Raw genomic sequence first — 10,976 nt, forward strand, 5'->3', positions numbered from 1 at the left:
CTACAGGCCACGAAGGCTATCAGTTCACAAGTGAGATTGTTATCTTGCTCACTTGTGTGCTATCCATCATGTTCACACGCGAACACGTGCAGGGGCTACATGAAGACCATATCTATCATCAGCCAGAAGGGCGGAGCGGGTAAGACCACGCTTGCCATCCACCTTGCCGGTGCCGCCACCAGTGCGGGCCTCTCCGCGCTGATCCTCGACGCGGACCCGCAAGCGACCGCTAGCCAATGGAACCACTGGCGAGGCGGCGCGGACCCTGAGGTCGTAGATTGTGCCTCCCCCACCCTCCTTCCGCGCAAGGTGCAGCAAGCAGCCGATCTAGGCGCGGACCTAGTCATTATCGATACGCCCCCACACGCGGACATCATGGCGCGCGAGGCGTGCAAGGCTGCGGACCTGATCCTTATTCCTTGTCGTCCCCAAGCGTTCGACTTGTCAGCCGTTGAAACGACGGCCGAGCTGGTGAAGGCAGCAGGCAAGCCGGCCTTCGTGCTCTTCATGGGCGGTCCTCAGCGCGCGCCAACTACTTACAGAGACGCGCGGGAGCTGATTGAGGGCAGCGAAGGCGTTGAGGGTATGGGTGTGCCGGTCGCGCCCGTCATGCTCACGATGCGCGCGATCTATCACCACAGCACGGCGCAAGGGAAAACCGCGATAGAGGCGGAGCCTGACGGTAAGGCGGCGGAGGAGATCGCCGCGCTATGGACGTGGACAAGCGAACGTGTGAACTTGCCCACAAGTAAGCAGGGCAGAAAGAAGCGAGGCTGACATGAGCAAATTTGGCGCCATGAGGCAGCAGCGTGCAGAACGCGCGAAGGTGGAGCCGAGCGTCTCGACCCCAGCCATTGAGGGCTCGGCGTCGGTGCGATCGGCGGCGCGGCAGGGCAAGAAGGCTGTCAGCGCATACTTTAGTCCGGAAGTTAGCCGAGGCTTAAATGTGCTGGCGGCCGAGAACGGAACTACCCTTCAGGCCTTGATGGGCGAGGCAATCGACCTTCTCATGCGCCAGTACGGCAAGCACCCGTTCGGGGAGCGGTGACGCGCAGCTTTGAAGAGGGGGCTGCACATAGAACGGACCCAGATGTACGCTAACGCGATCGGGTGTCAGCAAACCCCCAGATTCGGGTTTCCGTACAGCTGACCAAAGCGACAGGGTTTGTCGCACACTCTGCCATCCTGTTGGCACCACGACCCAAGGCCGGAGCGCACCCTGTCCGAAAGCATGTCAGACTGTCCGAAAACTGCGTGATGGATTCCCGTCAGGTTTCGTATCCGGTATGATCGGGCATGGGCTACATCGAACGTCAATCGCGCGATCAAATGCTGCTGCTGCCAGCCTCGGTCGATGACTATGTGGCGGCAGACAACGCGGTGCGTTTCATCGCGGCCTTCGTCGACGATCTGGATCTGGGGGAACTTGGCTTTGACCGCTTTCGGCCAAAGGCGACGGGCCGACCCGGCTACGATCCCGCGGATCTGCTGAAGCTTTACCTCTATGGCTATCTCAATAGGGTCCGCTCAAGCCGATGCCTGGCGGCGGAAGCCGGGCGCAATCTCGAAGTGATCTGGCTGCTGGGCGGCCTGCGTCCCGACTTTCGCACGATCGCGGATTTTCGGCGCGTGAACCGGCCAGCATTCAAGCCGCTGTTTCGCGCCTTCGTGCTGCTGTGCCGCAAGCTCGATCTGTTCGGGCGGGAACTGGTTGCCGTGGACGGCACGCGCCTCAAGGCGGTGAACAGCCGCAAGCGCAACTTCACGCAGCAAAAGCTGGCCGGATGGATCAAGCTGGCCGACGAGCGGATCGAAGAGTATTTGGGACGGCTTGATCGGGCCGACCGCGCGGAAATCGAGGCGCAAGGCGCGGCGCGCCGTGCGGCCACGCTCGAGGCGAAGCTCGCGCGGGTGCGAACACGGCGTGAGCTGCACCAGGCGATGCTCACCGAACTTGTCGCCAGCGGTGAGAGCCAGCTGTCACTTACCGACCCTGATGCCCGGGGGATGGCGATGCACCCCAAGGTCGGGGTGGGCTACAACGCACAGGTCGCGGTCGATGCCCGATACAAGCTGATCGTCGAGCAGAACGTCACCAATTCGGGCAGCGACCTTGGATTCCTGGCCCAGACAGCCGGTGCCGCGCGTGAGGTGCTGGGCGTCGAACGTATCGATGCAGTCGCTGACAAGGGCTACTACAAGGGCGAGGACATCGCTGCCTGCGAGGATATCGGCGTCGTGCCCTATGTCGCGCGGCCGCAGCGCGGCTCGGCGGTTGCAAGCGGCTATTTCAACAGAACCGAGTTTCGCTACGACCCGGAGGCCGACTGTTACGTCTGCCCGAGTGGTGATCGCCTTGATCCTTATACCCGCACCCGCAAGGACGAGCATATCGCCATCCGCTATACCAATATGCGGGCCTGCCAAACCTGCTCCCTAAAGCCGCAATGCACTTCGGGCTCCCGGCGAACTATTGATCGCTGGGAAAACGAGGCTGTGCTTGAACGCATGGCCGAACGACTTGTCGCGAGGCCCGATATTCTCGACAAGCGACGCGAGACGGTCGAGCACCCGTTTGGATCAATCAAACAGTGGATGAACCAGGGTGCGTTCCTCATGCGCGGGCTCGCCAACGTCAACGCCTAGTTTAGCCTGACGGCGCTCGCCTACAACCTGCGGCGAGCCATCAACATCCTCGGCATTCCCGCCCTGCTCCGCGCCGTGCAGGCCTGAAAAGGCCGGACATCCATTTCTCAAGAGAATATCGCGCTGACGATGCCCAATGTGAGGGATTTGCCCGCCGACGAGCGATCCAATCCAGAAATTCTGCCTCGAGCGCCCTCCAGGGCAGCGCGCGCCTAACGGCATGGCCATCCCGGAGTTCTCGGACGGTCTGGTGTGTTTTCCGACAGTCTCAAAACGCTGCGGCAGCCTATACCAGCGTCATGACCAAGATACCGGATACGGACAAGAGATCGCAGGTTTCACCGGAATCCTCATTTTTGCACCTGAACGACGGCGCCCGGCATCATCGGGTCGCCCGGAGCAATGACGAGGTAACGGCGCATGTCGCCTTTTGCGTCGCTGACGATCTGGCGGAGCGGTCCGAGCGTGTTGACTATCGCGCCGCCCGCCGGATTGGTCATGAACTTCGCCAGAGGCTGGATCACGCCGCTGCCATCAGCGCGGGAGGATAGCCCAAGGACATAGGGCATCTTTGGACTGAGGCCCGCAACCGCCGCCTGCAAAATCTGGACTTGGCCCTGATCGAACAGCGTCACCTGGCTGCGCCCAGTCCCGGATAGAGTCAGCTGGATCTTCATGCCGGCCTGGGCGAGCGGCACCAGGTTTGCACGGCCATCGCCTACCGGCACCGCGCCGGGAACGTAGGCCACGCCTTGGGGCCCCTGACCGATCGGAATCGTCGCGATAACGGTGTTGCTGGCGGTATCGATCGCCGCGACTGCGTCGGCGTTCTCCAGCCCGACATACATCCGCGTACCGTCGCCCGACGGCCAAAGGCCGTGCGGGAGCGCGCCGACCGGGATGTTCGCGACCTGCGCGAAGTCGGTGGTGCGGAACACCTTGACGACGTTCTCGGTGCCGACCGTCACATAGGCGAACTGGCCAGCCTTGGTGCGGGCGATGTTGACGTGGTTGGTGATCGCGCCTGTGTCGAACGTCTTGAGCACTGCGAAGGGTGGCTTGGCGTCGAACACCATGACCTTGCCGACGTCTTTCAGCGTCAACCAGACCTGCTTGCCGTCGGGCGTCGCGGCGATGTCGGGGCAGAACGGGCTCGCCTGCTTGACGCGACCGACGATCTTCTTCGAGGCGGTGTCGATCACAACGGTCTCGGGAGAAAAGCTCGAACAGACGTAACCGTATTTCCCGTTCGGCGAGAAGATCGTCATGCCGGGGCCATTAGGAACGGGGATGCGCGTAGTCGGCGCGAAGGTCTTGCCGTCGAGCACCTGGATATAATCCTCGCCGCGCACCGCGACCCAGACTTCGCGACCGTCGGGGCGGAAGAACGCTTCGTGCGGCGATCGGCCCACATAGGTCGTATGCTTCACGGCATTGGTCGCAGTGTCGATGAACGTCACCGAGTTCGAGCCGATCGAGATCGCCGCCAGCGTCTTGCGATCAGGCGAGAAGCCCATGCCGTGGACGAGCAGCTGTCCCTTGTAGAGCGGGCTGAGGTTCGCGGGGGTCTGGTCGCCGAGTTTTATCATGCCGAGCAGCGTGTTGGTCGACGGATCGATCACCGACACGGTGTTGGAGAACTGGTCCGAGGTGTAGAACCGGTCCTGCGCGCTGACGGGGACGTCGGGGGTCGCGTTCGGCACTTGCTGGGCAAACGCAGGGCCCGAGAAACACAAGGCGGCGCAGGCGGTTAGGGTGAAACGCTTCATGGACGGTCTCCGTGATGGGGGTGACCGGTCGCGGTCGGTTCGGTGTGAGGCAGCAACGCGCCGCCTTCGGATAGGATGCCCTGCATCACCGCGATTTCCTGACGCTGTTCGACGATGATTCCCTGGGCGAGCCGGCGCAGGCGTTCATCCTTGCCGAACCGCAGTTCGACTTCGGCCATGTCGATCGCACCCTGATGATGCGGGATCATCATTCTTGCGAAGTCGCGATCGGGATCGCTTGAATAACCGGTCATCATCGCGCCGTGCATCCGCGCCATCGCCGCATCCATTGCGGACGCGAAACCGTCCGTTTGCGCTAACGCACCCGTTGATACGGACACGGCTATCGCCGTTAGCAAGGCCGTGCGAGATTTCATCGTCATGCCTTTAGTATTCCCATTTATGACACGCGAGCGATGAATGCCGAGCGTGACAGCGTAAATGATCGCAGCTCAGCCATCGATCCAACGCATAAGCATGGTTGTTCTGATCATCTAAAAAGAACGGTAGACAATCTATGATCGCGTTTTCGTATTGAAACCATCGTTACCATGCGTTGGACGCAGGGGAGATATCGGTCGATCTAGCGGCATCGGACTGGCACGATCACCCGCCGGATCCGCGATAAGGATCAAACGATGAAAGCTGCGATCGTTCTGGTTGCCGCGATGTTGGCCTCCGTAGCCCCAGTCCCGGCGATCGCTCAGGCCTATTGGGCTGCACCTGCGGCGGACGACTTTCCCTGCGATATCAAGGCGGTTCAGGCACCGTGGTCGAAGGCTGATATCGACCTTAGTCATCATGACCGGATCTATGTGTCTGACCCGACATCGACAAAGATCGTTGTCATCGATCCTGCAGCGGGCAACGAACTGGGACGCATCGACCTCACCAAAAGCGCGATAGCTGAGCCCAGCTTTTCCAGCCCCAAAGTCCAGCACCTGGCTGCAACGCGTGACGGGCGGACCCTGGCGGTATCGGCATTAGCGCAGCACAGTGTGACGCTCGTAGATCTGGCCACGAACACGGAACGAGGCCGGACCGTGTTCCAGACGTCGCCTACCGCCGTCGCGTTTACGCCCAATGGGCACGAACTCTGGGTTTCGCTCGGCGATGAACATGCCATCGCGGTCGTGGATCCTAAGACCGCGCGGGAGATCACCCGCGTACCAGCAAGTGGCGGAGCGGGCGCGACCATCCTGTCGCCAAACGGACGCTATGCCTTTGTATCGCTTACTGAAAGGCCGTCCATCCTGGTTGTCGACGTCGAGCATCGGCGCGTCGTCGGACACGTTGCCAGCAACGGTGCAGGTGAGGGAGCAATCGCGGTCTCGCCAGATGGCAAACAGATTTGGGCAACACGCCGCGAGAGCGGCACGACCACGGTTTTTGCTGCCAAACCGCCGTTTGCGGTACGCGAAGTGATAAACACTGGTCCAGCAACGGGCGCGGTCAACTTCGCCCAGCGCGCGGACGATTCCTTTGCCTATGTCAGCATTGGCGGCGATCAACCTGCAATCAAGGTCTATAGAACCGACAGCCTGGAGGCTGTGGCAACCGTCCCGCTACAAGCGGCTCCAAGTGCGGTTTGGCCGTCGGGCGATGGTACGAGAATCTATGCCAGCCTGGCCGGAACCAACAAGGTCGCTGGGATCGACACGCTGACGTACACCACCGTGTCGACAATCCCTATCAGTACGGATGCGCAAAGCCTGATCTACGTTCCTGGTGCCGTGCGATCAGGAAAAGGTCTCGCCAATCTGGTGCCATCCGGGCGCGATGCGGCGCTTGCCGTGGCGGCGCGTTGATCGGTCTTACACCGTCTGTAATTTCCCAAGGAAAGCCCTTTCTGAAATGACCAAGCCCCCCGTCAGGATCGCGATCAGCGGTGCCGCAGGACAAATTTGCTATTCGCTGCTCTTCCGGGTTGCGCAGGGTGACGTGTTCGGACCGGACCAGCCCGTTATCCTTCAACTGCTCGACGTGCCGCAGGCTATGGACGCCGTACGCGGCGTGGTCATGGAACTGGAGGATTGCGCGTTCCCGCTACTGGCAGGTGTGATCATTACTGATGATCCGATGGTGGCTTTCAAGGACATCGATGCGGCCATGCTGGTTGGGTCTCGTCCCCGCTCAAAGGGCATGGAGCGCCGTGATTTGCTCGCTGCCAACGCAGCGATCTTCAAGACGCAGGGCGCAGCATTGGACGCAGTGGCCAAACGTGACGCCAAGATCCTGGTCGTCGGCAATCCCGCCAACACAAATGCCTGGATTCTTGCGCAAAGCGCACCGGGTTTTCCTGCCGAAAACATCACGTCGATGATCCGCCTCGATCACAACCGCGCGCAGGGACAGCTTGCGGCCAAGGCGGGTGTAGGTGTCGATGCGATTACAAAGCTCGTCGTCTGGGGAAACCATTCGCCGACGATGTTTGCCGACTGGGGGAATGCCGAACTCGATGGCCAAAAGCTTGCCGACCGTATCGGAAACGAGGCCTGGTACCGCGAAACCCTGATCCCCACCGTTGCGCAGCGCGGAACCGCGATCATCGAAGCACGGGGTGCGTCCTCGGCCGCGTCGGCCGCAAATGCAGCGATCGACCATCTGCGCGACTGGGTGCACGGCGCAGGCGATAATTGGGTGTCGATGGGCGTGGTGTCAGATGGCTCCTACGGTATCCCGCAAGGACTGGTGTGCGGCGTGCCGGTGCACTGCATGAGCGGTGGGTATGCGCGTATCGAAGGCCTGACCCTCGATCCGTTCCAGCGATCGATGCTCGATCGCACGATTGCCGAACTGGTCGATGAACGTGAGGCGGTTATCGACATTCTGAAATGAACGATCGGTATATCTGATTGGAATGACTGTAATCTTTGGTTGGTGCGATTGATCTCCTTTCCCTATCATTGGGGCAAGGAGATCGGGCATGACCCTCGAACAACTCAGGATTTTCGTCGGTGTCGCAGAGCGCGAGCACATGACGCGCGCTGCCGAAGCGCTCAATGTGACGCAGTCAGCCGCAAGCGCTGCCATCGCCGCGCTAGAAGCTCGGCACGGCGTGCCGCTGTTCCACCGGGTCGGCCGCGGGATCGAACTGTCCGAAGCGGGCCGCATGTTTCTGGTCGACGCGCGCGCAGTGCTTGGCCGTGCCGCCAGCGCGGAACTTGCACTGGCCGAATATGCAGGACTGGAGCGCGGCACACTGCGGCTGGTCGCAAGCCAGACGATCGCAGGCTATTGGCTGCCCCGCCAGCTGGCGGCGTTCCATGCGCGCTACCCCGCGATCTCAATCGAACTGGCGATCGACAACACCGAGGGGGCCGCGGCGCGCGTGCTCGACGGTGCGGTCGAGCTCGGCTTCGTCGAGGGTGTGATCGACGAGCCCGCGCTCGCGCATTGGACGGTCGCGAACGACCGCATGGTGCTGGTAAGCGATCGCGCAGCCGACACGATCGACGAGGACTGGATCCGCGCCGCGCGCTGGATCGTCCGCGAACAGGGATCGGGCACGCGCTCGTCGTTCGAGGAGGTGTTGCGCCAGCGCGGCGTCGATCCGTCGGACCTCACCACCGCGCTGACCCTGCCGTCGAACGAGGCGGTACGTAGCGCGGTCGAGGCTGGCGCAGGCGTCGCGGTCCTGTCGCAGCATGTCGTCGCACCTGCAATCGCGGCCGGAACGTTGCACGATCTGCCGCTCGGTCTGCCGCGGCGTCCGTTCTACGCGCTGCGGCACAAAGAGCGCTATCGTACCCGGGCGGCCGATGCGCTGACCGATCTCATCAAGGAGACTGGCAAGTGACCGCCGATCTGAAACCCGTTCTTGATGGCCTGAAGCCGCTCAGCCGGCTCGACTCACCGCGCGAGATGATCCGGCAGTTCACGCCCAACTGGTTCGCCGCGACCATGGGCACCGGTATCCTGGCGCTGGCCTTACCGCAGGTGCCGGGCGTCGGCACGTCGCTGCACCCGGTCGGCGAGGCATTGTGGTATTTCAACATCGCGCTCTTCACGCTGTTCGCCGGGCTCTACACCGCGCGCTGGACGATGTTCGGGCACGAGGCGCGGCGGATCTTCGGGCACAACACCGTATCGATGTTCATCGGTACGATCCCGATGGGCCTCGCGACGATCATCAACGGGTTCCTGGCGTTCGGCCTGCCGCGGTTCGGCGCCGGCGTGATCCCGATCGCCGAGACATTGTGGTGGATCGACGTCGCGATGTCGCTCGCCTGCGGTGTAGCGATCCCCTACCTCATGTTTACCCGGCACGAACATTCGCTCGACGGCATGACCGCGGTGTGGCTCCTGCCAGTGGTCGCGGCCGAGGTCGCAGGCGCGAGCGGAGGCCTGCTCGCACCGCATCTGGCGGACGCCCATCATCAGTTCGTGGTGCTGGCGACCTCCTATGTCCTGTGGGCCTATTCGGTGCCGGTCGCGTTCGGCATTCTCGCGATCCTGATCCTGCGGATGGCTCTCCACAAGCTGCCGCACGAGAGCATGGCCGCCTCGAGCTGGCTCGCGCTCGGTCCGATCGGCACCGGTGCGCTCGGGATGCTGGTGCTCGGTAGCGACGCGCCCGCGATCCTCGCCGCCAACGGCCTCGGCCAGATCGGCGCGGTAGCGCAGGGGATCGGCACGATCGCCGGGCTGTTGCTCTGGGGCTTCGGCCTGTGGTGGCTGGCGCTCGCGACGCTGATCACGATCCGCTACTGGCGCGCGGGTATCCCGTTCAACCTTGGCTGGTGGGGCTACACCTTCCCGCTCGGCGTCTACACTGTCGCCACCTTCAAGCTCGGCACGACGCTCCAGCTCGGCTTTTTCGGGATCGTCGGCACCATCCTCACCATCGCGCTCGCAGCGATGTGGCTGCTGGTCGGCGCCAAGACGGTCGCAGGCGGCTGGCGCGGAAACCTGTTCGTGTCGCCCTGCATCGCCCAAGCCAATTGATGGGCCGAACTGATCGTCCTGCCGGATCGAACCGGCCCATCCGATCGACCCGTACCGGGCAGACCGTCGGACGGATCGCGCATAAGAGCATGACATCGAAGGGAGAATGCTGGTGGACAGCCTGGATATGAAACTGGCGCAGGCGACGAACCGCCGTCGCTTTCTCGCAGAGGCTGCGATCGGCAGCGGCGCGCTGATCGCCGCACCCGCGCTGGCGCAGAGCATGGTCGACCTGCATCTTCCGGGTGGCCCATCGGAACGGCCGATAACCAGTGCGTTCCCCGGCAAGGGCAGCATGATCCTCCAGCGGATCCACCCGCCGCTGCTGGAAACGCCGATGAGCGTGTTCAATGGCGACGTCTTCACACCGAACGACCAGTTCTTCGTCCGCTGGCACTGGGCCGACATTCCGACCGCGATCGATGTCGAGGCGTTCCGGATCAAGGTGCACGGCGCGGTCACGCGGCCGCTGTCGATCTCGCTCGCGCAACTGCTGAAGTTGCCACGCGTCGAGCTGGCGGCGATCAACCAATGCTCGGGCAATTCGCGTGCGCTGTTCCAGCCCCCTGTTGCCGGTGCGCAGTGGCGTCACGGGGCGATGGGCAACGCCAAATGGCTCGGCGTGCGCCTGCGCGACGTGCTCGATATCGCCGGCGTGAAGCCGGGCGCGGTCGCGGTGCGGTTCGGTGCGCTCGACCAGCCGGTGGTCGCGGGTGGACCGGATTTTGCCAAGTCGCTGTCGATCGACCACGCACGCGACGGCGAAGTGATGCTCGCCTTCGGGATGAACGGTGAACAGATGCCGCTCCTCAACGGCTTCCCGGTCCGGCTGATCGTACCCGGCTGGTATTCGACCTATTGGGTCAAGATGCTGAACGACATCGAGGTGCTTGCCGCGCCCGACGACGGTTACTGGATGGCCAAGGCGTACAAGATCCCTGACACTCCAGGCGCGAACGTGCGGCCTGGCCAGAAGGATTTCCCGGCCGTCCCGATCAACAAGATGATCCCGCGCAGTTGGGTCACGAGCCTCGACGAAGGGCAGGTGATCGCGTTTGACCGGTCAATCCCGCTGGGCGGCATCGCGATGGGCGGCGATTGCGGCGTCGCCAAGGTCGATGTGTCGACCGACAACGGCAAGAGCTGGTACAAGACGACGCTTGGCCCCGATCACGGCAAATACAGTTTCCGCCGCTGGGATGCGCAGGTGCCGCTCAGCCATGCGGGCCCGACCAGACTGATGTCGCGCTGCTGGAACACCGCCGGCATCGCGCAGCCGATGACGCCGATCTGGAACCCGGGCGGGTTCATGCGCGGCAACATCGAAACCACCAACATCGTCGTCGGCTGAGGAGCGCTCCCCCATGAAAACGCCTTCCATCGGCACGCTGTCGTTCGGGTTCGTCGGCGCGACCGTCGTTCTTCTACTCGCGATCGGTGCCCCGAACAGCCGCATCGCCCCGCCGCCTGCCGCCCCGACCGCACCACCGCCGCCAAGCGTTTCGGCGCGCGGCTTCTCGCTGGCGTCCACCTCGGTCGATCTCCCGACCGACGAAGGGCAATATCCCGCCGGCCCGCATGCCGACGTCATCAACGCCAACTGCACCTCGTGTC

10 protein-coding genes and 1 pseudogene are annotated in these 10,976 nt (G+C 62.9%); 9 read left to right on the top strand and 2 right to left on the bottom strand.

The genetic code is table 11. The annotated features are described in order from the left end of the window. Positions 1-99: 99 nt before the first annotated feature. From parA to SPHN_RS17930, 3 genes are all read left to right on the top strand, one after another. Positions 100-777 (top strand): ParA family partition ATPase, encoded by a 678-nt coding sequence (gene parA, locus SPHN_RS17920; protein ID WP_031392882.1) that lies wholly within the window; start codon positions 100-102, stop codon positions 775-777. Position 778: 1 nt separating this feature from the next. Further along, positions 779-1,048 carry a ribbon-helix-helix domain-containing protein gene (locus tag SPHN_RS17925; RefSeq protein ID WP_031392883.1) on the top strand — a complete coding sequence of 90 codons (270 nt, stop codon included), beginning with the start codon at positions 779-781 and terminating at the stop codon, positions 1,046-1,048. Positions 1,049-1,296: 248 nt separating this feature from the next. Further along, on the top strand, positions 1,297-2,646 hold the full coding sequence (locus SPHN_RS17930) for an IS1182 family transposase (protein ID WP_236701726.1): 1,350 nt from the start codon (positions 1,297-1,299) through the stop codon (positions 2,644-2,646). A gap of 350 nt (positions 2,647-2,996) precedes the next feature. On the opposite strand, the gene SPHN_RS17935 is transcribed toward SPHN_RS17930, so the two are convergent. Both SPHN_RS17935 and copM read right to left on the bottom strand, forming a co-directional pair. Then, positions 2,997-4,415, bottom strand: coding sequence for a YncE family protein (locus SPHN_RS17935; RefSeq protein WP_056677682.1), 1,419 nt, complete (start codon positions 4,413-4,415; stop codon positions 2,997-2,999). Next, positions 4,412-4,798 (bottom strand): CopM family metallochaperone, encoded by a 387-nt coding sequence (gene copM, locus SPHN_RS17940; RefSeq protein ID WP_333981212.1) that lies wholly within the window; start codon positions 4,796-4,798, stop codon positions 4,412-4,414. Before copM ends, SPHN_RS17935 begins: the two co-directional genes overlap by 4 nt. Before the next feature lie 255 nt (positions 4,799-5,053). On the opposite strand from copM, the gene SPHN_RS17945 reads away from it, so the two are divergent. The 6 genes and pseudogenes from SPHN_RS17945 to SPHN_RS17970 form a co-directional block, all read left to right on the top strand. Further along, positions 5,054-6,223, top strand: a complete 1,170-nt coding sequence (locus SPHN_RS17945; protein WP_051916164.1) for a hypothetical protein — start codon at positions 5,054-5,056, stop codon at positions 6,221-6,223. A gap of 46 nt (positions 6,224-6,269) precedes the next feature. Then, positions 6,270-7,253: a malate dehydrogenase gene (locus SPHN_RS17950; RefSeq protein WP_031392887.1), complete on the top strand. Its 984-nt coding sequence runs from the start codon at positions 6,270-6,272 to the stop codon at positions 7,251-7,253. Between the two features lie 88 nt (positions 7,254-7,341). Continuing rightward, positions 7,342-8,214 (top strand): LysR family transcriptional regulator, encoded by an 873-nt coding sequence (locus tag SPHN_RS17955; RefSeq protein WP_031392888.1) that lies wholly within the window; start codon positions 7,342-7,344, stop codon positions 8,212-8,214. Continuing rightward, positions 8,211-9,362: a TDT family transporter gene (locus SPHN_RS17960; RefSeq protein ID WP_031392889.1), complete on the top strand. Its 1,152-nt coding sequence runs from the start codon at positions 8,211-8,213 to the stop codon at positions 9,360-9,362. Before SPHN_RS17955 ends, SPHN_RS17960 begins: the two co-directional genes overlap by 4 nt. 106 nt (positions 9,363-9,468) lie before the next feature. Continuing rightward, positions 9,469-10,713: a molybdopterin-dependent oxidoreductase gene (locus SPHN_RS17965; protein ID WP_200910541.1), complete on the top strand. Its 1,245-nt coding sequence runs from the start codon at positions 9,469-9,471 to the stop codon at positions 10,711-10,713. Positions 10,714-10,726: 13 nt separating this feature from the next. After that, a pseudogene (locus SPHN_RS17970) lies at positions 10,727-10,976 on the top strand (hypothetical protein); the annotation flags it as partial.

The organism is Sphingomonas faeni (assembly GCF_023195535.1).
Lineage (GTDB): Bacteria > Pseudomonadota > Alphaproteobacteria > Sphingomonadales > Sphingomonadaceae > Sphingomonas > Sphingomonas faeni_B.